20 protein-coding genes and 1 pseudogene are annotated in these 23,864 nt (G+C 68.2%); 9 read left to right on the top strand and 12 right to left on the bottom strand.

Features of this window, described 5'->3' with window-relative positions; translation table 11 throughout:
• Positions 1 to 258: 258 nt before the first annotated feature.
• Together AX685_RS04995 and AX685_RS04990 are read left to right on the top strand one after the other, a co-directional pair.
• On the top strand, positions 259 to 1,638 hold the full coding sequence (locus AX685_RS04995; RefSeq protein ID WP_066486042.1) for a M48 family metalloprotease: 1,380 nt from the start codon (positions 259 to 261) through the stop codon (positions 1,636 to 1,638).
• Positions 1,635 to 2,345 (top strand): DsbA family protein, encoded by a 711-nt coding sequence (locus AX685_RS04990; protein WP_231738560.1) that lies wholly within the window; start codon positions 1,635 to 1,637, stop codon positions 2,343 to 2,345. Before AX685_RS04995 ends, AX685_RS04990 begins: the two co-directional genes overlap by 4 nt.
• Positions 2,346 to 2,531: 186 nt before the next feature.
• Here AX685_RS04990 and AX685_RS04985 read toward each other — a convergent pair whose 3' ends face one another.
• The 5 genes from AX685_RS04985 to AX685_RS04965 all read right to left on the bottom strand — a co-directional run bounded on the left by AX685_RS04985 (position 2,532) and on the right by AX685_RS04965 (position 7,726).
• Entirely contained in the window at positions 2,532 to 3,236 is a 705-nt protein-coding gene (locus tag AX685_RS04985) for a CPBP family intramembrane glutamic endopeptidase (RefSeq protein ID WP_066486037.1), read from the bottom strand.
• 9 nt (positions 3,237 to 3,245) lie between these two features.
• Positions 3,246 to 4,217 carry a class II fructose-bisphosphatase gene (gene glpX / locus AX685_RS04980; protein WP_066486034.1) on the bottom strand — a complete coding sequence of 324 codons (972 nt, stop codon included), beginning with the start codon at positions 4,215 to 4,217 and terminating at the stop codon, positions 3,246 to 3,248.
• A 123-nt stretch (positions 4,218 to 4,340) separates the two neighbouring features.
• Positions 4,341 to 5,162 carry a 2,3,4,5-tetrahydropyridine-2,6-dicarboxylate N-succinyltransferase gene (gene dapD / locus AX685_RS04975; RefSeq protein WP_066486025.1) on the bottom strand — a complete coding sequence of 274 codons (822 nt, stop codon included), beginning with the start codon at positions 5,160 to 5,162 and terminating at the stop codon, positions 4,341 to 4,343.
• Positions 5,159 to 5,824 (bottom strand): pyrimidine 5'-nucleotidase, encoded by a 666-nt coding sequence (locus AX685_RS04970; protein ID WP_066486022.1) that lies wholly within the window; start codon positions 5,822 to 5,824, stop codon positions 5,159 to 5,161. Before AX685_RS04970 ends, dapD begins: the two co-directional genes overlap by 4 nt.
• A 72-nt stretch (positions 5,825 to 5,896) precedes the next feature.
• Positions 5,897 to 7,726, bottom strand: coding sequence for a methyl-accepting chemotaxis protein (locus AX685_RS04965; protein ID WP_066486014.1), 1,830 nt, complete (start codon positions 7,724 to 7,726; stop codon positions 5,897 to 5,899).
• Positions 7,727 to 7,912: 186 nt separating this feature from the next.
• Here AX685_RS04965 and AX685_RS04960 point away from each other — a divergent pair, with 186 nt between their 5' ends.
• From AX685_RS04960 to AX685_RS04945, 5 genes are all read left to right on the top strand, one after another.
• Positions 7,913 to 8,839: a carbohydrate porin gene (locus AX685_RS04960; RefSeq protein ID WP_197418493.1), complete on the top strand. Its 927-nt coding sequence runs from the start codon at positions 7,913 to 7,915 to the stop codon at positions 8,837 to 8,839.
• Positions 8,752 to 9,114, top strand: coding sequence for a carbohydrate porin (locus AX685_RS22315; protein WP_197418492.1), 363 nt, complete (start codon positions 8,752 to 8,754; stop codon positions 9,112 to 9,114). The genes AX685_RS04960 and AX685_RS22315 overlap by 88 nt, the downstream gene beginning before the upstream one ends.
• Positions 9,115 to 9,246: 132 nt before the next feature.
• Positions 9,247 to 10,308, top strand: a complete 1,062-nt coding sequence (locus AX685_RS04955) for a DUF47 family protein (RefSeq protein ID WP_066486055.1) — start codon at positions 9,247 to 9,249, stop codon at positions 10,306 to 10,308.
• Between the two features lie 21 nt (positions 10,309 to 10,329).
• Positions 10,330 to 11,343: an inorganic phosphate transporter gene (locus AX685_RS04950; RefSeq protein ID WP_066486011.1), complete on the top strand. Its 1,014-nt coding sequence runs from the start codon at positions 10,330 to 10,332 to the stop codon at positions 11,341 to 11,343.
• A gap of 116 nt (positions 11,344 to 11,459) precedes the next feature.
• The gene (locus tag AX685_RS04945; protein WP_066486009.1) at positions 11,460 to 12,092 is read left to right on the top strand and encodes a hypothetical protein; all 633 of its coding nucleotides are present in this window, start codon (positions 11,460 to 11,462) and stop codon (positions 12,090 to 12,092) included.
• A 197-nt stretch (positions 12,093 to 12,289) separates the two neighbouring features.
• Here AX685_RS04945 and AX685_RS04940 read toward each other — a convergent pair whose 3' ends face one another.
• The 7 genes from AX685_RS04940 to AX685_RS04910 form a co-directional block, all read right to left on the bottom strand.
• Positions 12,290 to 13,639 (bottom strand): alpha/beta hydrolase family protein, encoded by a 1,350-nt coding sequence (locus AX685_RS04940; RefSeq protein ID WP_066486006.1) that lies wholly within the window; start codon positions 13,637 to 13,639, stop codon positions 12,290 to 12,292.
• A gap of 16 nt (positions 13,640 to 13,655) precedes the next feature.
• Positions 13,656 to 14,678 (bottom strand): alpha/beta hydrolase, encoded by a 1,023-nt coding sequence (locus tag AX685_RS04935; RefSeq protein WP_231738558.1) that lies wholly within the window; start codon positions 14,676 to 14,678, stop codon positions 13,656 to 13,658.
• Between the two features lie 20 nt (positions 14,679 to 14,698).
• A complete protein-coding gene (locus AX685_RS04930) occupies positions 14,699 to 15,991 on the bottom strand; it encodes a glycoside hydrolase family 1 protein (protein ID WP_066486000.1) in 1,293 nt (430 codons plus the stop codon).
• Positions 15,988 to 17,328 carry an alpha/beta fold hydrolase gene (locus tag AX685_RS04925; protein ID WP_156445679.1) on the bottom strand — a complete coding sequence of 447 codons (1,341 nt, stop codon included), beginning with the start codon at positions 17,326 to 17,328 and terminating at the stop codon, positions 15,988 to 15,990. The genes AX685_RS04930 and AX685_RS04925 overlap by 4 nt, the downstream gene beginning before the upstream one ends.
• Before the next feature lie 13 nt (positions 17,329 to 17,341).
• Positions 17,342 to 20,104 carry a TonB-dependent receptor gene (locus tag AX685_RS04920; protein ID WP_231738557.1) on the bottom strand — a complete coding sequence of 921 codons (2,763 nt, stop codon included), beginning with the start codon at positions 20,102 to 20,104 and terminating at the stop codon, positions 17,342 to 17,344.
• Between the two features lie 83 nt (positions 20,105 to 20,187).
• Positions 20,188 to 21,156, bottom strand: coding sequence for a FecR family protein (locus AX685_RS04915; RefSeq protein WP_066485993.1), 969 nt, complete (start codon positions 21,154 to 21,156; stop codon positions 20,188 to 20,190).
• A complete protein-coding gene (locus tag AX685_RS04910; protein ID WP_231738556.1) occupies positions 21,153 to 21,719 on the bottom strand; it encodes an RNA polymerase sigma factor in 567 nt (188 codons plus the stop codon). The genes AX685_RS04915 and AX685_RS04910 overlap by 4 nt, the downstream gene beginning before the upstream one ends.
• Positions 21,720 to 21,834: 115 nt before the next feature.
• Here AX685_RS04910 and AX685_RS20900 point away from each other — a divergent pair.
• A pseudogene (locus tag AX685_RS20900) lies at positions 21,835 to 22,173 on the top strand (integrase core domain-containing protein); the annotation flags it as partial.
• Between the two features lie 535 nt (positions 22,174 to 22,708).
• Positions 22,709 to 23,848: a TonB-dependent receptor gene (locus tag AX685_RS04905; protein WP_066485992.1), complete on the top strand. Its 1,140-nt coding sequence runs from the start codon at positions 22,709 to 22,711 to the stop codon at positions 23,846 to 23,848.
• Positions 23,849 to 23,864 lie beyond the last annotated feature (16 nt).

Raw genomic sequence — 23,864 nt, 5'->3', positions numbered from 1 at the left:
CAGCGGCGGAACCGGCAGCGGCACCGGACGCCGATGCCGACGCGGATACCGGCGACGACGACGCCTCGGGCGAGGCGACGGGCGATGGCGCCCCCACCACCCCGCGTCGCGGCTGGTGGCAGCGCACCTTCGGCGCATGACGGACCCGGCCGCCCTCCTCCCCCCGCCGCCGCGCGGCGTGGACGGACGGGGGCGGCCGGCCGCTTCGGCGCAACCGGGTCAGCGCCGGTTCAGCGGCCGGCGCTATCCCGGCGCGCGATGACGCACCGCCCCTCCCGCCGCCGGCCTCCCTTTCGCCGGTTCGTGATCGGTATCGCGGTGACGGTGCTGGTCGCCGCACAGCCGGCGCAGGCGCAGTCGATCCTACGCGATGCCGAAACCGAATCGCTGCTGCGCGACATGTCCGCGCCGCTGGTCACCGCCGCGGGCCTGCGCCCCGCCGACGTCCAGTTCGCGCTGGTCAATGACGATTCGATCAACGCCTTCGTCGCGGGGGGGCAGATCGTCTACATCCACACCGGGCTGATCCAGGCCGCCGACAACGCCAATCAGGTGCAGGGCGTGATCGCGCACGAACTGGGCCATATCGCCGACGGCCACATCATCAGCGGCGAACAGGCGCAGAAGCCCGCGATGGGCATCTACCTGCTCTCGATGGTCCTCGGCCTCGCCGCGATGGCGGCGGGCGGGGGAGAGGCTGGCGCGGGGATCCTGGCCGCCGGGCAGCAGGCGGCGCTGGGCAAATACCTGTCCTTCACCCGCGTGCAGGAAGCGACCGCCGATGCCTCCGCGGTCCGCTATCTCAACACCGCCGGCATCACCGGCCAGGGAATGCTCGCCTTCTTCAAGAAGTTGCAGCAGCAGGAATATCGCTACGGGACGAAGAACATCGACCCGTTCATGCAGTCGCACCCGCTGTCGGGCACGCGCATCCAGACGCTGACGGCCGATCTGCAGGCGTCGCCGTCGTGGAACAAGCCGTCCGACCCGGCGATCGAGGAACGCTTCCGCCGCGTGAAGGCGAAGCTCGACGGCTATCTGCTGCCCCCCGCGCAGGCGTTGCAGAAATATCCCGAGAGCGACCAGTCGATCTACGCGCACTACGCGCGCGCCTATGCCTATCACCGCGGCGGCTACCCCGACAAAGCCGATGCCGAGGCGGAGGCGCTGGTCGCGCGGTCGCCCGCCGATCCCTATTTTCAGGAGATCATGGGCCAGATCCTGCTGGAGGCGGGTAAGCCCAAGCTGGCGATCGCGCCGCTGCGGCAGGCAACCGAGGGGTCGCGCAACGATCCGCTGATCGCCACCACCTACGGCCATGCGTTGATCGCGACCGAGGACCCGAAGAATTACGACGAGGCCAAGCGCGTGCTGCGCACCGCGGTGGGCCGCGATACCGACAATCCGTTCGCGTGGCTCCAGCTGGGCACCGTCTATGAACTGACCGGGGACGAGGCGCGCGCCGCGCTGGCCAGTGCCGAGCGCGCCAGCATGATCGGCGACCATCGCACCGCCGTCGACCGCGCTCGCGCGGCGATGGCGGGGCTGACCAAGAACACCCCCGACTGGATCCGCGCGCAGGATATCGCGATGACCTCGCAGACCGCGTTCGACAAGGACAGGAAGAAGAAACGGTGAATCGCGTCTGGTTGCTGGGAATGGTGGTGCTGGGCGCGGTGTTCGGCGCGGGCGGCATGTGGCTGGCCAACCGCGTCGCGCCGGAGGCGGGCGACCGCGCGCGTACCGAACAGGTGGTGCGCGAATATCTGCTCGCCAATCCGGAGATCATCCCGCAGGCGATGCAGAAATTGCAGGAACGCGACGCCGCGCGCGCCGTCTCCGCATCGCGCGGCGCGATCGAGGAGCCCTATGCCGGCGCGTGGATCGGCAACCCGAAGGGCGACGTCACGCTGGTCGAATATTACGACTATAATTGCGGCTTCTGCCGCGCCAGCCTGCCGACGATCGACCGGCTGGTGGCCGCCGATCGCAACCTGCGCGTCGTGTTCAAGGAATTGCCGGTCCTGTCCGACGAAAGCCGCACCGCCGCGCGCGCCGCGCTGGCGGCGGCATCACAGGGCAAGTTCAAGCCGTTCCACGACGCGCTCTACGCCGCCGGCCCGGTCAGCGACGCGACGATCGCACAGGCGGCGAAGGCGACCGGCGTCGACGCCGCGCGCATCCCCGCCGACGCCGACGCGACCATCCGCCAGAACATGGAAACCGCCGCCAAACTGGGCATCACCGGCACGCCCAGCTGGGTGGTGGGCGACCAGGTGCTGAGCGGCGCGCTGCCGATCGAACGGCTGCAGGACGCGATCGCCAAGGCGCGCGCGGCGCGCTGAATGCCGCCCCTGTCGCGAAGGAAGATATCGCGATGAAGCGCGCCCCGGGCGAACCCGTCACCCCGGACTGGGTCCGGGGTCCATTGCGCCGCGAGAACACATGCTGGCGAATATGCGGCACGGTGGATGCCGGAACAGGTCCGGCATGACGGCGTCGAACAGAGCTTGCGCGAAGCGTCGCGCCCCTCACCACCGCACCCGCCCCGACAGCAGCGGGCGCAGGACCAGCGCGTTGAGATCGATCGCGATGTGCAATGCGATCGCGACCCAGAGCTGCCCGGTCAGCAGGTAGACGAACGCCAGCAGCGCGCCCGATATCGCGGTCGCCGCGACGCCGCGCCAGCCCTGGTAGCGGTGCGCGGCACCGAACAGCACGGTCGCCACCGCGAAACCCGCCAGCGCCGATCCGGTCACCCACGCTATGGCGAGCGGCAGCAGCAGGCGGAAGAACGCTTCCTCGTTCACCCCCGCGCTGACCGACAGCGGCACGCTCCACGCCAGGTCGCGGAGGGTGCGCGGCATCACCCCCTCGACATCGCCCAGCCCCAAGGGGCGCCCGCGCCAGCGTTCAGCGAGCGCCAGCAGCGCGCCGCCCAGCACGATACCGCCCAGCACCCACAGCGTCCCCGCGTCCACCCGCAGCGTCCCGCCCGCCAGTCGGATCGTGGCGGCACGCACGGGAACGAATTCAGGCGGCAGCGCGACCAGCGCCGGCCAGCGACCGGTCAGCGCCAGCACGGCCAGCGTCGTCGCGCCGAACCAGCCACACTGGCGCAGGATGCGGCGCGCGGGACCGCGGCGTACCGGCCCCCAGCGGGCCGGCAGGACCCCGCCGCGCAGATACGCCCAGAGCGCGCCGAGCGCCGCGGCCAGCGCGACGAACGCGATCACGCGAGGCCGTTACTGGTCGAGGCGGTGTTCGCCCTTCACCCAGCGCACCGTGCCGGACGAGGCGCGCATCACGACGCTTTCGGTCGTCATCACCTTGCCCTTGCCCTTGCGCTTGACCCCGGCGAGCAGCGACCCGTCGGTCACGCCGGTCGCGGCGAAGATGCAGTCGCCCTTCGCCAATTCCTTCAGGTCGTACTGGCGGTCGAGATCCTCGATCCCCCATTTGCGCGCGCGGGCGCGTTCGTCGTCGTTGCGGAACAGCAGCCGGCCCTTGAACTGCCCGCCGACGCAGCGCAGCGCGGCGCAGGCCAGCACGCCTTCCGGCGCGCCGCCCGACCCCATGTAGACGTCGATCGTGGTGTCGGGATCGGAGGTGGCGATCACGCCAGCGACGTCGCCGTCGCCGATCAGCACCACGCCGCACCCGATCGCGCGCAGCTCGGCGATCAGCGCCTCGTGCCGCGGGCGGTCGAGGACGCAGGCGATGATCTCGCTGGGCTTCACGCCCTTGGCCGCGGCGATCGCCTCGACATTCTGGGTCGGCGTGCGATCCAGGTCGATGACCCCCGCGGGCAGGCCCGGGCCGACCGCCAGCTTGTCCATATAGACGTCGGGCGCGTTGAGCAGCCCGCCCGCCTCCGCGATCGCCAGCACCGCCAGGCTGTTCGGCCCCGACTTGGCGCAGATCGTGGTGCCTTCCAGCGGATCGAGCGCGATGTCGATCTTCGGGCCGTTGCCGGTGCCCACCTTCTCGCCGATGTACAGCATCGGCGCCTCGTCGCGCTCGCCCTCGCCGATGACGACGGTTCCCTCCATCGGCAGTTCGTTGAGCGCGGCGCGCATCGCCTCCACCGCGGCGGCGTCGGCGGCCTTTTCGTCGCCACGCCCGGTCAGCGTCGAGGCGGCGATCGCCGCGGCTTCGGTCACGCGCACCATTTCCAGCACGAGCACACGGTCGAGAACCTTGCTGGCGGTCGGCATCGCTTTTCCTCTTCATCCACGGGCGGTTGCTGCGCCCGTGGATAGGCGCGCCACATGACGGTGTCGAGGCAGCGCGGCGATTTTGTTTTACATGTTATACAGCGGCGCGTGGGGCCGCCCGCATCAATCGCGCAGCAGTTCGTTGATGCTGGTCTTGCTGCGGGTCTGCGCGTCCACGCGCTTGACGATCACCGCGCAATACAGGGCCAGGTTGCCGCCGCCGGTCGACCCCGGCACCACCACCGCATAGGGCGGCACCTCGCCACGATAGACCTCGCCGGTGGCGCGGTCGACGATCTTGGTCGACGCGCCCAGGTACACGCCCATCGACAGCACCGCGCCCTCACCCACGCGCACGCCCTCGGCCACTTCGCTGCGCGCGCCGATGAACGCGCCGTCGCCGATGATGACCGGATCGGCCTGCAACGGCTCCAGCACGCCGCCGATCCCGGCCCCGCCGGAGATGTGGACGTTCTTGCCGATCTGCGCGCAGCTGCCCACCGTCGCCCAGGTATCGACCATCGTGCCTTCGCCGACATAGGCGCCGATGTTGACGAAGCTGGGCATCAGCACCGCGCCCTTCGCGACATGCGCGCCGCGGCGCACGATGCTGCCGGGCACCGCACGGAAACCGGCGGCGCGGAACTCCGCCTCGCTCCAGCCGGAGAATTTCGACGGCACCTTGTCAAACCAGTGGCCGGCGCCCGGACCGTTGTCGATCATCGCATTGTCGTTGAGCCGGAACGACAGCAGCACCGCCTTCTTCAGCCACTGGTTGACGCGCCAGCCACCCGCCCCGTCCGGCTCGGCGACGCGCGCGGTCCCGGCGTCCAGCATCGCCAGCGCCCGGTCGACCGCGACGCGCACCTCGCCCCCGGTGGTCAGCCCCAGATCGGCGCGGTTGTCCCAGGCGGCATCGATCGTCGCGGAAAGCTCGGCGGTCATTGGTCCTCCAACAGTGACTGGACCCAGGCGGTGACGTCGGTCACGCGCAGGTCGACATAGGATCGGTCGGCGTCGTGGTGCTGCTCCGACCCGTTGTCCACCCAGACGGTCGTCATGCCGATCGCCTTGGCGGGGGCGAGGTTGCGGGCCATGTCCTCGACGAACAGCGCGCGGGTCGGGTCGATGTCGAACGCCGCGCACAGCCCGGCATAGGCGCTCGGCGCGGGCTTGGGCACCAGGTCCATCGCATGGATGTCGTGCACCGCCTCGAAGCTTTGCCCCAGGCCAAGCCGCTCCAGCACCTTCAGCGCATAGGGGCGGTCGCCGTTGGTGAACACCAGCTTGCGCCCCGGCAGCTGCGCCAGCGCGGCGGCGAGCGGGGCGTTCTCCTCCAGCACGTCCATCTCGATATCGTGGACGAAGGTGAGGAAGGCGGCCGGATCGATATCATGCCCGGCCATCAGCCCGGCCAGCGTGGTGCCGTGGCCGAGGAAATATTCCTTCTGGATGCGCCGCGCCTCGACCGGGTCGACCGACAGGAAATCGGCGATGAACGCGGTCATCTTCGCATCGATCAGCGCGAACAGGTTCGCGCTCGCCGGATAGAGCGTGTTGTCCAGATCGAAGATCCACGTGTCGATATGAGCGAAGGCGGGGGGCATCGCGCGCGCTGATGCCCGATGGACGCCGGATAGTCGAGCCGGATCGCGCCCCCCGCCCTCTTCGCCCGGCCGTCAGAACGACGACCAGTCGTCCTCCACCGCCAGCGCGGCATTGCCGGCCTGTCGAACGATCCGCTGCGGCACGATCGGGGCCGGCGACGGTTCGGCACGGGCAGTCGCGATCGGCGTGACGGTGCCGCCGCCGGTGCGGAAACGCGCCACTTGCGAGGCGAGCATGTCGGCTTCCTCCGCCAGGCCGCGCGCCGCGGCGGTCGCCTGTTCGACCATCGCGGCATTCTGCTGCGTCACGCCGTCCATCTCGGACACCGCGGTGCTGACCTGTGCCAGGCTGCTCGACTGCTGTTCGGCGGACGTGGCGATCTCGCGGACCAGCGCGTTGATCTCGGTGATGCGCTCGATGATCCGGTTCAGCGCATCGCCGGTCTGCCCGACCAGCCCGACGCCGTTGCCGACCTGATCGGCGGACGCGGTGATGCGCGCCTTCACGTCCTTGGCCGCATCCGCCGACCGCTGCGCCAGCGCGCGCACTTCGGATGCGACGACGGCGAAACCCTTGCCCGCATCGCCCGCGCGCGCCGCCTCGACCCCGGCGTTCAGCGCGAGCAGGTTGGTCTGGAACGCGATACCGTCGATCACGCTGATGATGTCCGAAATCTCGCCGGAGGTGCGCTCGATCGCGCCCATCGCCGCGACCGCGGCCTGCATCACCTCGCCGGAACGCTGCGCTTCGTCGCGCGCCTGCTCGACGGCGGCGTTGGCGCGCGCCGCGCGGCTGGCGGAATCGCGCACGCCGCTGGTGATCTGCTCCATCGCGGCGGCGGTCTGCTCCAGGCTGGCGGCCTGCTGCTCGGTGCGCTGCGACAGGTCGTCGGACGCCTGGCGGATGTCCGCCGCGCCGTTGTTGATGCCGCTGGTCGAATCGGACACGCGCTTCATCGTCGCCTGCAGCGCCTGCGCGGCATTGTTGAAATCGCTCTTCAGCTTCGCGAACGGCCCGGTCAGGTCGGCGTCCACGCGCACCATCAGGTCGCCGTCGGCCAGCTGCGACAGCGCGTCGCCGACGCTACCGACGATCAGGTCGGTCTGTTCCTGCTTGGCGCGCTCGGCGCCCGCCAGCTGGTCGCGGAACGCCTGCGTCGCGCCGGCCAGCTGCCCCAGTTCGTCGCGACGCGACGCGGCGGGCACCTCGACCGACAGGTCCCCGTCGCTCATCCGCCGGACCACGCCGACCAGCGCGACCAGCGGGGCCACGACATGGCGGCGCGCGGCGAAGCCGACCAGCAGCACGACCACCACGGTGATCGCGGTGCCCCCGATGATCAGCAGGCTGGCCAGCGACGCCGTGGAATTGGCGGCGGCGGCCTCCGCGTCGACATGCCGGTCGATGGCGTCGGATACCTCTTCCATGCTCTTCTCGAGCGAGGAGAAGGTCTTCAGGAACGTCGGCAGCTGCGCGCTCGCGGCGGCGGGGTCGATCCGCGCCGCCTTCACGATCGCTTCCGCCGCGGCGGCATAGCGATCGGCGTCGGCGGTAATGCGCGTGGCGGCCTGCGCGACGTCGGGTGCGGCGACATAGGCGCGATCGACGGCCAGCGCCTCGCGCAGATGGGCGATGTCCCCGGTCAGCGATTCGGCGGCGTCCGCGGCGTCCAGCCCCGGATCGGTGCGCGCCGCCAGCGCGGTCAGCACGTCGCCGCGAATGGCGTCGTGCATCATGTCCGCCGTCATGTGATTGCGCATCAGGTCGCTGGAATCATTGAGTCGCGCGACGGCGCGCGCCTGAATGCGGCTGGACCAGATGCTCGTCGCGCCAGCCGCCAGCACCAAGGCGGCGAGGGCCAGAATGGCCACCCACGTCATCCGGTTGATCGATCGGGTCATGCCTGCTCCCCATGACGATAAGGAGGCAAGAATAGACGGCAAAAGCCGAAATTTATCTTAATCCTGCCGAAATGGTCCGGATCAACTGTTGTTGAACCGTCAATTCGGAGCATGAAATTCATCTTTACCCTCTCCGCGAAACATTTCTCCAGCCCCCGGCGACTAGAGCGATCGCCGGAGGTAAGGATGCTCAATTCCGGCAAGATCCTGCGCCCGCTGGTCGCGGCCGCCACGATGACCGCATGGGTCGGCATGACCCCGGCGCAGGCCCGGGCGCAGGACGCGCCCGCGCCGGAACCGGTCGTGAAGCTGTCGGCGAGCTACACCGCCGACGTGATCGGCGTCGTCGATGGCGGCGCGGCGCGCGGTGCGCGCGCGCTCGACAATCTCGACGTCACCCTCGACATCGACCTGACGCGCGCGATCGGGTGGCGCGGCGCGTCCTTCCACGCCGATGTGCTCAACAATTTCGGCGGCAATCCCAACGACCTGGCCGGTACGCTGCAGGGTATCGACAATATCGAGGTCACCAACCAGCGGCTGAAGCTGTACGAGGCGTGGGTGGAACAGTCGCTGGGCGGCGGCGTGACGCTGCGCGCGGGGCTGTACGACCTCAACAGCGAATTCTACGTCAGCGATCCGGCCGGGCTGCTCGTCAACCCGATCTTCGGGATCGGATCGGAACTGTCGTCGACCGGGCCGAACGGGCCGTCGATCTTCCCGTCGACCGCGCTCGCCGCGCGACTGCGGGTGGAGCGCGGGCGCGGCTATGCGCAGGCCGCGGTCATCAACGCGACTGCGGGCACGCTGGGCGACGACGACGGCATCGACGTCAGCGCGCGCAACGGCGTGCTGGTAATCGCGGAGGCCGGGATCACCGCGCCGCTGCGGCTGGGCATCGGCGGGTGGCGCTATACGAAACGGCAGCCGGGCGTCATCCCGCCGGGGGTCACCCCGGTGGAGGAGCGGTTCGCGGCGCAGGGCGCCTATGTGCTCGCCTCGGTCGACGTGGCGGCGCGGGGGACGTGGCGCACACCGCGGTCTTCGCGCGCGCCGGCGTATCGGACGGGCGCACGACGCCGTTCGCGGGCGGGTGGCAGGCGGGCGTGCTGATCGAGCGGCTGTTCGCCGCGCGCCCGGCCAGCATGCTGTCGCTGGGCGCGGGCAGCGGCGCGCTGTCGCGCCCCTATCGCGACGGCGCGCCCGCCGAGGCGCCCCCGCTGGCCGGAGCCGAGACGCTGTTCGAACTGACCTATTCGGACGAGCTGCTCGATGGCCTGTCGATACAGCCCGACGTGCAATATATCCTGCACCCCGGTGCCGACCGGACGGTGAAGGACGCGGTCGTGCTGGCGCTGCGCTTCTCCTATTCCTGGCCCGCCGACTGACGCCCCCCTGTTTTCCGGCGCGGATGGGGGTATGGGGGCCGCATCCCGCCACTCCCGCGCCGGAGCCATTCCATTCGACAGATCGCCGCGCTTCCCTATCGCCTCGACACCCAGGACACGCGCGACGTGCAGGTGCTGCTCGTCACCTCGCGCGGGACGGGGCGGTGGGTCATTCCCAAGGGCAATATCGACCCGCGCCTGTCGCCCCATGCCGCCGCCGCGATGGAGGCGCGCGAGGAAGCGGGCGTGATCGGCGCGCTGTCGCCGGTGCCGCTGGGCAGCTATCGCTATCGCAAGCGGCGCGGCAGCGGCGCGTCGCTGATGGCCGATGTGGAGGTGTTCCCGCTGGCCGTCAGCGAGGAACTGGACAGCTGGAAAGAGCAGGGCGAGCGCGAACGCCGCTGGTTTCCGCTTGCCCGCGCGGCCGATGTGGTGGACGAGCCGGACCTGCGCGACCTGATCCGTTCCTTCGCGCCGGCCGATTTCCGGGCGGCGATTCGGCGCGGCCATCAGGCGGGCATGGTCGCCAAAGACTCTGGATGGGGTTCGATGTTCGGTTGGTTTCAGCGCCTGCTTCCCAGGACGGGCAATTTCTTCGAGCTGTTCGAGGCGCATGCCGCCGCGGTACAGGCCGGCGCGGAAGCGACCGCGCGGCTGTTTGCCGGCGGGCCGGCCGCCGCGGAGCATATCCGCGAGATCAGCGAGCGCGAGCATGACGCCGACGACATCACCCGCGAAGTGCTGGTCACCGTCCGCAAGACGTTCCTGACCCCGTTCGATCGCGGCGCGATCACCGCGCTGATCGGCGCGCTGGACGATACGATCGACGAGATGCAGGCCGCCGCCGCCGCGGTCGACCTGTACGGCCTCGACGATTTCGCGCCGGAGATGCGCGACATGGCGGCGCTGGCGGTCGATGCCGCGCGGCTGGCGGCGGAGGCGATGCCGCTGCTGCGCGACATCACCCGCAACGGCGGGCGGCTGCACGAGCTGACCGAGCGGCTGATCCGCATCGAGGGCCATGCCGACGAGGTCCATGCCGCCGGCCTGAAGCGCGCGCTGCGCGACCATGGCGCCACCGACACGCTGCGTTTCGTCACCGAGCGCGAGATCTACAAGCATCTGGAGCGCATCATCGATGCGTTCGAGGATGTCGCCGACGAGATCGACGGCATCGTCATCGATCACGCCTGATCGGTCCGGGACGAAACCACCATGCACGAACTGGCCTTTCCGCTGCTGGTCGGCCTGATCGCGGTCGCGCTCGCGTTCGATTTCCTCAACGGCCTGCACGATGCGGCCAATTCGATCGCCACGGTGGTCGCCACGCGGCTGCTGTCGCCGGTGCAGGCGGTGCTGTTCGCCGCCGCGTTCAACTTCGCCGCCTATTTCCTGACCATCGCCATCCCCAGCCTGCATGCGGTGGCGGAGACGATCGGCAAGGGGCTGATCGACAAGGACGTGGTGACCCCGGCGGTGATCTTCGGCGCGCTCGGCGGGGCGATGTCGTGGAACGTCATCACCTGGCTGCGCGGCATTCCGTCGTCGAGCAGCCATGCGCTGGTCGGCGGGCTGATCGGCGCGGGCGTCACCCATGGGGGCATCGGGGCGGTGCAATGGGGCGGCCTGAACAAGACGCTGCTGGCGATCGTGCTGTCGCCGACGCTGGGGATGATCCTGGCGATGCTGGTGATGCTCATGTCCAGCTGGGCGCTGCGCCGCGCCACCGCCAACCGCGCGGAACGCAGCTTCCGCGCGCTGCACCTGCTGTCGTCCGCCGCCTATTCGCTCAGCCACGGGCTGAACGATGCGCAGAAGACGATGGGGATCATCACCGTGCTGCTCTATTCCACCGGCTATCTGACCGGTCCGTTCGAGGTGCCGCACTGGGTGGCGATCAGCTGCTATATCGCGATCGCGGCCGGCACGATGACCGGCGGGTGGAAGATCATCGAGACGATGGGCAGCCGCATCACCAAGCTGTCGCAGCACCAAGGGTTCAGCGCCTCGCTGGCCGGGTCGATGGTGCTGTTCACCGCCTCCGCGCTGGGCATTCCGGTGTCGACCACGCACACGATCACGGGCGCGATCATCGGCGCGGGCACCGCGCGGCGCGCCTCCGCGGTACGCTGGGGCGTGGCGCAGAACGTGGTGATGGCGTGGATCATCACCATCCCCGCCTCCGCGACGATCGGCGCGCTGTTCTACGGCCTGACGCTGCTGTTCTGAGCGGCGCAGCGCCTTCGGGTCGCCGGTGATCCCGGAATCGTTGCGCACGCGGTCCGTCTGTACGAACGCGCCGTCCACCGACGATCGCACAGGGGAACGGAGCGACGATGCCACGGATGCCTGCCCTGCTGCCGCTGCTATTCGCCGCCACGCCGCCATGGGCCGGCCAGGATGCCGATGTCGATCCTGCGACCGTCGATATCGTCGATGCCATCAACTGCCGCGTCGATGCGCCGACCTATAACGGCTTCGCGATGACGATCGGTTCGGACGGTCTGGCCGAACGCCGCGGCTGGCGGAAGATCGCGGGGAAGAACCCGTTCCTGGCCGAATATGAGCTGCCGCGCCCGGTGACCGTCGCCGGCAACTGGTCGACGCGCCGGGTGGGGTTCAGCTCCTCCGGGGTGGTCGCGATCCTAGACCTGGCCGATCCGAAGCAGATCGCCGCCGGCGAAGGCATCATCAACAGACTCGACACCGATGCCGCGATCGACGCGATCGCCGCCGCCGCCGCCGGGGAAGCGCGCGTCGCGACCGGCGACAAGGTGCGCCGCGACATCCCCTTCCGCAAGTTCATGGGACAGCGCGTGCTGTCCGACGTGACCGAACCGGCGACCGAGAAGGACGGCTTTGGCACGCATACCGTCATCGCGCGCTCGATCTCGAACGCCACCAGCCATCCGGGCAAGACGCTGTACGGTTGCTCCTATCGCATCGACCTGCTCGGCCGCGACGGCAAGCCGCTGTAACCGGCGGGCGAACATTCACCGTCTGCGCGGCAAGGCGACCGATCCGCCGCGCGAGTTCGGGATAGCCGTGGCGGCGGCCGTCGGTGCCGGCGAGCTTGCCCGGGCTGCGCACGTCGAGCGCGCTTTGCAGCAGGTGGCGGATCAGCAGCGGATAGGCACAGGCTTCCGGCGCCGGGGTGGCGAAACGATAGCCATGGTCAGCGCAGCTCCGCGTCGGGCTTGCGGCCTTGTTCGCCCCAGGCACGCAACGCATTCCATGCGGCGAGCGTCTGCCCCCTGTCGAAGCCGCAATGGGTATAGCCCTCGATCCCGCCGATCGGCAGCGGGGCGCGGGTCGGCGGGACGGTGAACTGCGCCAGCTTCGCGGTCCGCCCGGCCTTTGCCACCGCCGCGGCCAGCTGCGCTTCCTGCGCGTAGGGGACGAGGGAATCGATCCGGTTGTGGACCGTCACCAACGGCGCCTCGATCCGGCCGGTGGCGGTGTGCCATTTGCGGAGATAGGCGACGGCCTGTGGCGCGGCTTCGACCCGTTGGATGTCGCGGTTGAGCGCGGCGTTCTCTTCGGCCGTCAGCGAGGGTGCCGCATAGACCTTGCCGATGTTGCCATGGACCCAGCCGCCGGCGGTCGCTGCCATGTCGTCGGCACCCAGTGCGGCCGTGACGAGCGGATAGGCGAGCGATGCGGCGTCATATTCGAACCCGCCGATCGTGGTGACGGCGCGGACGATCCGGGCCTCGCGGCCGGTCGGATCCTTCTGTGCGGCGGTCCACAAGGCAAGCGGCGGCATGCCGACCTTGGCGATCTGGGCGAAGACATAGGCCTGTGCCGCCGCGTCCGGAGTTCCGGCGGGCGGGCGTGACGACATCGCGTCGCGGCGAACGTCCTGGTTGCCGGGCAGCGCATAGGGCGTGCCCTTGGTCAGGGCATTGTAGGCCAGGCGCATGTCGATCAGCCGTCCGAGCAGGTCCTGCCAGTTGGCAACGACACCGCAGCGGGCCAGGCCACCGGCAAAGGCCCTGGGATATAGTTCGAGGAGCGTGACGACGATCCCGCCGCCCATCGAATCGCCCATCACATAGATGCGCTTGCCGCCCATCCTTGCCAGCAGGTCGCGCAGGCGGGCGGTGGCGTTCGCGCCGGCCTCCACACCCAGCCCGGCCTTGGCATAGGCGCTATGCCCGACCGCGAAGCCCTGTGCATAGGCCTCGCCGAGCGCGCCGGTGCCCAGCCCCTTGTCGACCGGATCGGGCGATACCGCCACCGGCGTGCCCGGTGGCGAATAGCCATGGGCGTAGAGCAGCCCGTCGCCGGTCCACCCCTTCGGGAATGCGAGCGCGAACTGGTTGCCGTCGAGCCGGCCGTTGATCGTGACGCCCCCGTCCGCGCGGCCGGTCGCCGTGACGTCGGTGGCACCCAGTCGGCTGGCCTGTGCCGCGAGTAGCTGTTGGCTGGACGCCGGAACGTCCCGCGCGCCGGCGGACGTAACGGGCGCAGCCAGCGCTGCGGCACCGGCGAGAAGCAGGGGCATCACGGAAAAGGCGCGCATCGGGCGTACTCCTTGGCTATCGGGGGCGCCGGCCGAGATGCCGGTCGAAGAAGCCTGCGATCAGGCGAAAGGCTTCCGTTGATTCCGGCATGTCGGGCCACATGAAGAAGGCGTGCGGCAGGCCGTCGAACAGTTGCAGCTCGCTCGGCACCCCGGCTGCGGTCAGGCGACGATGGGCGCGCGTCAGGGCGCTGACCGCGAAATCGCGCCCGCCCGCCAGTAGCAAGGTCGGCGGCATCGCGCGGATCTCGGCATCCGTCTGAAGTGGATAGGCGATCGGGTCACTGCTCTTCACGCCCGCCATGTACGGGGCCGGCAAGCTGTCGGGCAGGACCAGCGTGGACACCACCTCGCCGCCGGTGATCGGCCCGGCAAGGTATGGGCTGTCCCCCGAATAGGGAGCCCCGGTGCCACAAAAGGTTCCGATCGCACCGGGTCGCGGCATTCCGGTCTTGCGGATCCAGGCGGTCGCCTGCGCGGTGATGATGCCGCCGGCCGAGCAGCCATAGATGCCGATATTCTCCGGACGATGCGTCTTGAGCAACGCGCGGTAGACGGCCACCACATCCTGCGACGCGGCCGGATACCGGTGTTCGGGTGCCAGCCGATAGTCCACCGTGACCACCCGCACCCGCATCACGGCGGTGATCGGGATCGCCTCGACCAGCGCGCCGCTGCCCGATCCCCACATGAATGCCCCGCCATGGACGTTGATCAGGACACGCTCCGTGTTGCCGGGGGCGATGCCGTCCTGGGGCTCGACGATGGCGACGGGTACGCCCGCAATCAGGTCGCGACGCTCATTCGTCGCGAAATGGCGGCGCATCTCGGCCAGCCGCCGATCGTTCCACTGCTGGTAGAAGGCACGCTGCCGCACTAAGTCGCTACCGATGTCCTTCGATGCGCTTTCCGCCTTCATCCGCTCAAGAACCTGACGGGCCTCGGCGCTGAGTTGGCTGGACGGCGGCAGGGTAAAGGCCGGCACGGCCACGCTCTGCGCTGCCACCGGCTGGCCGGTCGCGACCGAAAGGGTCAGCACGGCGATCGCCCGGCGCCGCATCACCGCCGTCCCGCCACGAGGGCGGCATAGGTGCGCGCGCTCGGCTTGATCGTGCGGCGGAAGCTGGTGCGATCGACCGCGACCAGTCCGAACCTGGGGGCGTAGCCCGAAAACCATTCGAAATTGTCGAGCAGCGACCAGTGGATATAGCCCAGCACCGGCACGCCGTCGCGCCGCGCGGTCTCGATCGAAGCGATCGCCGCCGGTATGAAGCGCGCGCGTTCGCGGTCGTCGGCGGCGTCGATCCCGTTCTCGGTCACCAGTACCGGCTTCGCCGTCTCGCGGTGGACATAGCGCACGACGTTGCCGACCGCGGCCGGAAACCATTCGCGTCCATCGGGACGGCGCGCCGCGTCCGCGGGCAGCGCAACCTCGCGCTCCGCGCCGATATAGGCGCGGCCATAGGTCTGGACGCCGACGAAATCGTCCTTGTCCATCACCGCGAAGAAGGGACCATAGACGTCGGCCCGCTTGCGTTCGATCGCGCTGTCCACACCTACCGCCACCTCATCGGGGATCGCGAGGCTGAGGCCGACGGGCAGGTCGCCCCGGACGGCCTTGATCGCTGCACGGGCCTGGACGTGCGCGGCGGTGATGCCGGGAATCATCGGCCGGGGATCCCCGCCATTCAGGACGGAGAAGCGATTCGACCCGCTGGCCTTCGCTGCCGCCGCGACACATGCCGCCATGCGCGCCATGAAGGCGGGCGGCGGCCGACTGACCGCCCAGCGCCCGCCCAGTGCCAGATTGGGCTCGTTGAAGGTCAGCGCATGGCTGATCCCGTCCGCGATCGCACGGGCGACACGCTCGGCATAGCGCGCGAACAGCGCCGGTGCGTCCGCCTGTTCCCAGCCGCCGGCCGCCGCGAACCAGCGCGGGGCAGTGAAATGGTTGAAGGTGACGACGGGGGCGATACCCTGCTCGCGACAATGGTCGACCATGCGCGCATAATGATCGAGCCACGCTTGCGAGAACTGGCCCTTTGCCGGTTCGATACGGGGCCATTCCACCGAGAAGCGATAGCAGTTCAGTCCCAGCATGCGGACGATCGCCACATCCTCGCGCCAGCGGTGCAGGCTGTCGCAGGCATCGCCGGACGGTTCGGCGAAAACGGTCGGCGTGACCTGTTCGAGCAGCCAGATATCGGCGTTGACGTTGTTGCCCTCGACCTGATGCCCCGCCGTCGCCGCGCCCCAGAGAAACGGGGCGGGCCCAGCGGCCCGTGCCGGCAGCGTCGCCGTGGCCGCGACCGCCGCGCCGAGCCCGAGCAGATCGCGTCGATCAATCGTCATCGCACTGCATCCGGTCCTGGCTTGCGCCCGGTCCGGACCCAGGTGCGCATCGCATCGAACGCGGCGATGTTCTGGGCAGGCGTGAAACCGCAATGCGTATACCCGCTTAGGCCGCCGGGCAGCGCGATCTTCGTCGGCGGCACCGCATATTGCGCCAGCCGGGTGCCGTTGCCGGCGGCGGCGGTGATCCGGCCCAGCCCTTCCGACTGCGCATAGGGAACGAGCGAGTCGATCGTTTGATGCACCGTGACCAGCGGGATACGGAATCGTCCTGTCGCCTCGTGCCAGCGCTGCGCATAGGCGACCGCCCGAGGATCGGCATCGTAGCGTTGCATCTTGCGGTTGAACGCCGCCGCTTCCGCCGCGTTCATCTCGGGCGGAGCGTAGACGGTGTCGCGATTGCCGATCGGCAGGCCGCCCATCGTGGCCTTGATGTCGTCCATGCCAAGGGCCGCCGAAGAGATCGGTGCGCCAAGCGCTGCCGGATCAGGCGCGAATCCGCCGACTGCCGCGACCTGCCGGATGATCCGCGCCTCCGGTCCCTGCGGGTTCGCCTCGGCAGCGAGGAAAAGCGCGAGGATCGGCGACAGCAGCTTGGTCTTCTGCGCCTCGCGGAACGCATCGCCCGACGTCGTACCATCGGCCGGCGGCACGATCGGCAGTGCCGAGCGGGTCAGGTTCTTGCCGCCGGGCAGTGCATAGGGCGTTCCCTCGGTCAGCACGTCATAGGCGCCGCGCATGTCGGCAAGTTGCCGTACCATCGCCAGCCAGCCCTGGGTCACCCCGCACATCGCCAGCGCGCCGGAAAAGGCCCTGGGATAGTTCTCGATGAGTGACAGGACGATGTTGCCACCCATCGATCCGCCGACCGCATAGAAGCGCTTAGCCCCCAGTTTCACCGCCAGCGCACGCAACCGCATGGTGTTGCGCGTCGCAGTCTCGGTCGCGATGCCGTTCTTGTCGACCGCAGCGATGCCGCTGGCGATCCCTTGCGCATACAGGTGATGGAACAGCCCCCCGCCCGGGTCCTTTGCCAGCGGGTCGGCCGGGACCGTCGGTGGCGTGCCGGGCAGCGCATAGCCCTGCCCGAACAGCACCGTCTCCCCGGTCCAGTTCGGCGGAAGGGTCAGAACGAACCGACGTCCTTCGACGGTGCCGTTCAGGATCATGCCGCCGCCGGGTGCAGCCGTTGCGGCCAGCCCGGTAGCGCCGGCTGCTCGTGCTTTGGACTGTAATGCGGCTTGGGCAGCGGTTGGCTGGAACGCGGTCGGAGATTGCTGGGCGATGGCGGCGCTGGCCAGCAGGATGACGGGGAGGATCGCGGTATGGCGCGTCATGTCCGATCGCCCCTCAAAAGCGATAGCGGAGCTGGACGCCATATTGCGCCGGCTCGCCATAGATCGAGCCGATGAAGCCCGAATTGTTGTAGCTGGGGTTGGCGGTCACGCGATACTCCCGGTTCAGGATGTTGGTGCCGTAGAAGGCGAGGTCGAGCGGGAAGCCGCGCACATCGCGCCAGTCGAGTCGAAGGTTCAGAAGGCCGTATCCCGCGATCATGTCGAACGGCTGTGCCTCGGGCGTGACGCGCTGACTGGTCTGATACGACCAGTTGCCGGTCAGCTGGAGCGTCCCCTCGCGTTCAGGGAGGGGTAGGTCGACGCTCGCGGTGAGGTTGTATTTATGCTTCGGCACGAAGGAAAAGGGTGTGCCGGCAAGGTCGCGGCTCGGCTGCGCGGCGGTCAGCGCCTGCGGGATCGCGGGGATCGCAATCGTGTCATACTGCAGATACTTGGCCGAGTTGTACGAATAGGTTGCGCCGAGAGTCAGGCCCTTGACCGGGACCAACATGCCTTCGAACTCCAGCCCCATCACCCGCGCGCGCTGCGCGTTGGTCAGGATGTCGGATCCGGCGATCGCGGCGCGCTGGATGACCTGGATATCGTTGTACCAAGTATAGAAGGCGGCGATGTTCGTCCGTGCCTTGACCTCGCCGAAGATCCAGTCGCGCTTCAGCCCCAATTCGGCATCGGTCACCTGTTCGGGCTTCACCGCGAACAGCGGATGCTCCTCACCAAGGAACAGTGACACGATCGGGTTGCTCGCCCCTGATTTATAGCCCCGTCGCGATACGGCGTAGAGCAGGGTCTGCGAATCCGCCTGCCAGTCGAGCCCCAGCTGCCAGGTCGGGCCGTTGCTCTTGCCCCTGAAGGTCGGCGAAGTGCAGTTCGGATATTTGAGCGTGGGCAAGCGACCGGCGGCGACCGCCTGGTACGCGTCGTAGACGCACAGCCCGGCGTTCAATCCCGCCACCTGCGCCGCCTGGGCGGGGCTGATGATCCCGAGTGCCGCCAGCCGGTTGAAGATCTGGTAGCTGGCGGGGTCCTGATAGCTCTGGATATCGCCGCCGAACTCGTCCCAGGTCCAGCGGAAGCCGGCGGTGGCGGTCAGCGTCGGAACGATCTTATACTGTACCTGCGCATAGGCCGCCTTGCTTCGTCCGTCGACATGAGCGCTCGGTTGCAGGGTGAGTGCGGGGACCAGCGCGCTGGTCAGGCCGAGCGCCGCCTGCAACGGCTGTGGGATCAGCAACGGACCGCCACCCAGGATACCGCCGACCTGCATCGGGTTTACGGTGGCGAAGGTGAGCGGCGCCGGCGTCTTCTGGTCGAGGAAGAAGCCGCCCGCCTGCACCCTGAGCGTGCCGTCGTCGTAGCGCGCCTGCATTTCCTCGGTGATGGTGCGCAGGTTGTTGTTCCAGCTGCCCGGATAGGCGCCGAGCAGGTCGGCGATCGGCAGCGTCGTCGAATCGCGGTCGGTGGCGCTGGTCGAGCGGGTGCGTGCGTAGCTAAAGATGTTCTTGAGTGTGAACGTATCGCTGACGCGCCATTCGGTGTTGTTGAGGACAAGGAAGTTCTTCGCCTTCTCGAACGTCGGCACGCTCAGCGCGGTCCGGCGTACGCCGCGCGCCTGCTGGGCCGCGAGATAGGGCTGCAACAGCGCGGCATAGGGGCGCGCGGGATTGACCGCGAGCAGGATGCTGCCGCCGCCATGTTCGTCGACCTCCTGATAGCTGACAGCGGTATAGTTGCTGATCGTGGCGGTCGGATCGAACTGGATGCCGAGGCGCAGGCTGAAATTGTTGCGGTTCAGATAGTCGCGCCCGGTGATGACGTCGCGGACATAGCCTTCGCGCTTGTCCAGCTGCCCGGCGAAGCGGATCGCCAGCAGGTCGTCGACGATCGGGACGTTCAGCGCGCCTTGAACGCTCTTGCGCTGAAGGTTGCCGATCGTCCCGTCGACATAACCTTCGACCTTGTTCATCCGCGGCCGTTGCGGCTCCAGCAGAACGGCACCGCCGGTCGTATTGCGCCCGAACAGCGTTCCCTGCGGGCCTTTCAGGACCTGTAAGGATGCAAGGTCGTAGAAATTGCCCGGGCCGCTGACGCTGGTGGGGACTTCGGCGAAATAGCCGACCACACCGGGACCGCTCCCCGCACCCGGACCGCCGGTCCCGCCCATGCCGCGGATGGTGTAGGTTTCCTGATTGCGCGCGACGTCGCCGACCACCGACAGGGACGGCGTGAAATTCTGGAGGTCGGTTCCGTTGTTGATGCCCTTTTCGCGGATCGCATCCTGCGAGAAGGCGGTGATCGCCACCGGAACCCGCTGGCCACGTTCCGCCGTACGACGCGCGGTCACGACGATGTCGCCGATGGAATCGTCTTCCTGGGCGGGCGCCGCAGCCGGTTGCGCGGCAAGCGCGATCGCCGCCGTGCGGTCCGGGGCCGGCATCCGCGTCACGGCGATCGCGCCGCTGCGATCGCGATGCAGGATCAGGCCGGAGCCACCCACCACCGCCCGCAATGCGGCGACCGCGTCCAGCTTTCCACGCACACCGCGCGACCGCAACGCGTCGACTTCCTCGCTGCGATACAGCACCGGCGTGCCAGACTGTCGTGCCCAGGCGTCGAGCGCCGCGCGCATCGATCCGGGCGCAATGCTGTACGTGCGGACCCGGTTCGCCGTTTCTGCTCGCGACTGCGACCACGAAGGCGTTGCCGTCCAGCTACTTGCGAATGCCGCCGCGATCAGGAACTTATACTTCCCGGGCATATTCCCCCTCCCATATTGCACGGCCTCTTCGGGCCTTCTGCAACGCTAGACGGGCGGGGCGCGGAAAGTCGTAACGCAATCGATCAGGAATTTATCGTGATCGTATCCGCCTCTTCGCGCACCGCCAGTCCGAACCCAGCGCGCATCAGCCGCGCGAACGCATCGATGTCAGTCGCATCGAACGTGCCGCCGATCCGGATCTGCGCCGCCTGCGGGTCGGCGATCCGGATTTGACGGCGGTTGTAGCGGTTGAACTCGGCTGCAGCCTCTTCCAGCGTCGTCCGGTCGAAGGTAAGCATGCCCCGTCGCCATGACAGCGCCGCTTGCGCCCGCGCGGATGAGCGGTCGGTCAGCAGCATCGACGTTCCTCGCGAAATGGCGACGTTGCCGGCGGTGAGGACGGCCGCCCGTCCGCGCTCGCCCTTGGCAGCATCCTCCACCCGGACGCGACCTTCGATGACAGCGACGGTGACCATCCCGCCGTCGCGGCGTACCGAGAAGCGGGTGCCGAGGACCGTCACCACCCGGTCCCCGGCATGAATCACGAACGGATGGCGCGCGTCATGGGCCACGTCGAAATAGGCTTCGCCGCGATCAAGCCAGACGGCGCGCCGACCGCTGTCGACCGCGGCCCGCATCGTACTGGCCGTGTTGAGCGTCACCGCGCTGCCATCGGGCAGGCGCACCGCGCGATGTTCGCCAACGGCAGTGGCGAACCGGCGGGGCGGCGGCGGCTGGTCGCGTCGCACCCATTCCGGAACGACCGCCGCGGCGAACAGGCATATCAGGACAAGGCTGGCTGCCAGCGCCTGAAGCGCGCGGCTTTCCAGCAGCCGGTTCAGCGAAGGTTTTTCCACGGCCACGCTCCGCGCCGCGGCGAGCCGCGCGGTGGCCTCCCAGCCTGTCTCCAGCCGCCATAGCGCAACCTTGTGCGCATCGCTCTCCGACAGCCAGACCCTGAGCGCCTCGTCGTCCGTCGCGCTCCATTCGGGCTGGTCGCGACGTACCAACCAGGCGGCGGCGCGCGCCTCGATGTCGTTACGGCCGGTCATTGCGTTCGCTTCCGTCGCGGGGCCAGCCCCGGCTTGCGTTCGATCCGCGCATTCCCGCCGAGCATGAAATTGGCCAATGCCCGGAGGCCGAGCGTCAACTGCCGCTCGACCGTATGGTGACCGACGCCGAGCCGGTCGGCGGTTTCCCGGATGTTCAGCCCCTCCACGCGCCGCAGCCGCACGACCTCACGACAACGCGGGGGCAACTGGTCCAGCCCGACCATCGCCCGCCGGAGTTCGTCGCGCGCCGTCAGTGCGCGGTCCGCCTCGTCAAGATCGGGCATGTTCAGTTCGTCGAGGTCCGCCATCTGTTCGAATGAAATCACCTTCGCCCGCCGGGCACGATCGATCAGCAGATTGCGCGCGACCGTCAGCACGAAGGGACGGGTATTGAGCGGAAGGCTTTTGCGCGCGGCGGCCACGGCATGTTCATACACTTCCTGCCGCAGATCGATGACATCCTCCCGCGCCCGACAATGCCGTGCGAGATAGCGCTCGAGGTCGCGTTCCAGCGGAAGCACGTTGGCCACGAACCAGCGCTTCAGGGCATCATCGTCGGTCATCAAAACGTCGTGACGAATGACATGCCACAACCCGTAACGTCTTTCTGTTGCCAGATCAGCTTGTCACGCCGTCGGCGAGCCCTGTTTTACCCCGGCAGGACGTGCGGTAAAGGTCAAGCGGTATCCGGCGTCGATCCACGTCGACCAGGGCAGCGAGTTCATCTCGCGCGACCTGGATCTGTGGGCGTACACCCGCGGCGTCACGCTCGACTTCAGCCGACCCGGCAGGCGAACGGACAATGCGTTCATCGAGTCGTTCAACGGCAAGTTCCGGGCGGAGTGCCTGAACCAGCACTGGTTCATGAGCCGCAACGACGCAGCGCGAAAATGCGAGGCTTGGCGCAGAGACTACAACGAGGTGAGACCGCATCGCGCCATCGGCAACAAGACGCCGATATCGCTGGTGAAACGGTCAGCGGCACATGGCCCGCCGCCGCCGGCAGATGCTGGATGACCGCCAGTCAAGTAGTCCAAGAATGGGTAGCGGCTCAGACGGATAAAGGGCGGACCGCATCAGGGATCAGAGCTGCCATCCTTGGGCAGCTTTCTGAAATTTTCTCCGCCAAGTCAGCGGCATGGCCTAAAACCAGCTCCTCGATCGAAGCTATTGATCAGTCATTGGGCTTGATCTCGCGAGGGCAGGCGAAGCCCCGTCGGTTCGATATTAGTACCATCAAATTCATTTTATGAAATCCCTTGATCGTCTCTCGATTTGGCATGTGTCTGCGATCCGCACCTGTGTCAGCGTCCGGACATAAAGCGAAAACGCTGAGCCCGATCGCAAGCGCGACGGGATACAAGGAGGGGCCGAAATGGCGAGGAATGCATGGGCAGTATCGTGCTGCATTGTCGCTTTGTTGAGCGGTGAAGCGAAGGGCCAGACGGCGCCCGATCCGAACGCTCAGACTACTGCTTTCCCAGCAACAGGAACCACAGTACCAGCCGACACCCCGTCCTCGTCTTCCGCACTGGCACCTCCAGCGCCCGAATTGCGCAGCAGCACCGCCGGTACGCCGCTGGCCCCAGGGCAGCCCAGCCCAAGCAACATCCCGGCCGATCCCGATGCGGCCCAATCTCAGGCCGTCCAGACGGCAGCGGCCGGCCCCGATATTGGCGATATCGTCGTGACGGCCCGCCGACGGGCGGAAAGCGTCCAGAAGGTCCCAATCTCGATCATCGCGGTGACCGGCGCCACGCTCAAAAGTCAGGGTATCACCGACCTCAAGCAATTCTCCAGCTTCGCCCCCGGGGTCAACATCAACAACGGTCGTCCCGATGGCGGCGGCACCACTGCCCAGGTCTATATCCGTGGTGTGGGCCAGAACGACTTCCTGATCCCGAACGAACCCGGTGTCGGCCTGTACGTCGACGACGTCTACGTCGCCAGTTCGAGCGGCGCGCTCAACAGCCTAGGCGACATCGCCAGCATTGAGGTACTCCGCGGTCCGCAGGGCACATTGTACGGGAAGAACACGATCGGCGGTGCGATCCGCATCACCACCACGAAACCCGACCTCGAGAAGTTTAGCGGCAGCGCGACGATCACCGGCGGTTCCTATAATCGCCACGACATTGCGGCCGGGGTCAACATTCCGCTCGGCGACACGGCCGCCGTTCGTCTTTCGGCGATCAGCCGGCACACCGACGATCTGCAGAAGCGGTATCTCGACAAGGACGGAGAAGGACAGGGCAACATCGGGCAAGATGCCGTGCGAGGAGTCTTGCTCTGGAAGCCATCCAGCACGTTCGATCTGACCGTGTCCGGCGACTATACGCGCATTCGCCAGCATCAGGGCTATGGCGGAAACATCGGCTATGTCGCCGGGGGCAGTCCCCTCGTTGATGCGCTAAACCGCGAATGGTATCCGCGGATCAACAGCCAGTTGGGCTTGCCCGCCAATGCCCAGTTTGACAGCCGCTGGGCGACCGCCCCCGGAGCCGTCGGCGCGACCGGCCCGAACAGCGACCATTATGACGTCTGGGGCGTTTCGGCGGTCGCCAACCTCCGCCTCAGCGAAGACGTCAGCCTGAAGTCGATCACCGCGTTCCGGCGGGTCAAGGGCTTTGCCGGCCGCGACGGCGACAGTTCGCCTGACGTGATGTCGTGGACGACCTCCGCACCAGCGTAGCTGTGCGATGATGTGG

The organism is Sphingomonas sp. CCH9-F2 (genome assembly GCF_001556735.1).
GTDB classification, from domain to species: Bacteria; Pseudomonadota; Alphaproteobacteria; order Sphingomonadales; family Sphingomonadaceae; genus Sphingomonas; species Sphingomonas ginsenosidimutans.
Note: the sequence above shows the minus strand (reverse complement) of the source record. Positions and strands in the feature narration are given on the sequence as shown.

Bases quoted from the DNA above. Each gene is read 5' to 3' on its own strand.
- AX685_RS04995 (WP_066486042.1), top strand. From the start codon at position 259: ATGACGCACCGCCCCTCCCGCCGCCGGCCTCCCTTTCGCCGGTTCGTG.
- glpX (WP_066486034.1), bottom strand. From the start codon at position 4,217: ATGCCGACCGCCAGCAAGGTTCTCGACCGTGTGCTCGTGCTGGAAATG.
- dapD (WP_066486025.1), bottom strand. From the start codon at position 5,162: ATGACCGCCGAGCTTTCCGCGACGATCGATGCCGCCTGGGACAACCGC.
- AX685_RS04970 (WP_066486022.1), bottom strand. From the start codon at position 5,824: ATGCCCCCCGCCTTCGCTCATATCGACACGTGGATCTTCGATCTGGAC.
- AX685_RS04965 (WP_066486014.1), bottom strand. From the start codon at position 7,726: ATGACCCGATCGATCAACCGGATGACGTGGGTGGCCATTCTGGCCCTC.
- AX685_RS04960 (WP_197418493.1), top strand. From the start codon at position 7,913: ATGCTCAATTCCGGCAAGATCCTGCGCCCGCTGGTCGCGGCCGCCACG.
- AX685_RS04950 (WP_066486011.1), top strand. From the start codon at position 10,330: ATGCACGAACTGGCCTTTCCGCTGCTGGTCGGCCTGATCGCGGTCGCG.
- AX685_RS04945 (WP_066486009.1), top strand. From the start codon at position 11,460: ATGCCTGCCCTGCTGCCGCTGCTATTCGCCGCCACGCCGCCATGGGCC.
- AX685_RS04940 (WP_066486006.1), bottom strand. From the start codon at position 13,639: ATGCGCGCCTTTTCCGTGATGCCCCTGCTTCTCGCCGGTGCCGCAGCG.
- AX685_RS04930 (WP_066486000.1), bottom strand. From the start codon at position 15,991: ATGACGATTGATCGACGCGATCTGCTCGGGCTCGGCGCGGCGGTCGCG.
- AX685_RS04925 (WP_156445679.1), bottom strand. From the start codon at position 17,328: ATGACGCGCCATACCGCGATCCTCCCCGTCATCCTGCTGGCCAGCGCC.
- AX685_RS04920 (WP_231738557.1), bottom strand. From the start codon at position 20,104: ATGCCCGGGAAGTATAAGTTCCTGATCGCGGCGGCATTCGCAAGTAGC.
- AX685_RS04915 (WP_066485993.1), bottom strand. From the start codon at position 21,156: ATGACCGGCCGTAACGACATCGAGGCGCGCGCCGCCGCCTGGTTGGTA.
- AX685_RS04910 (WP_231738556.1), bottom strand. From the start codon at position 21,719: ATGACCGACGATGATGCCCTGAAGCGCTGGTTCGTGGCCAACGTGCTT.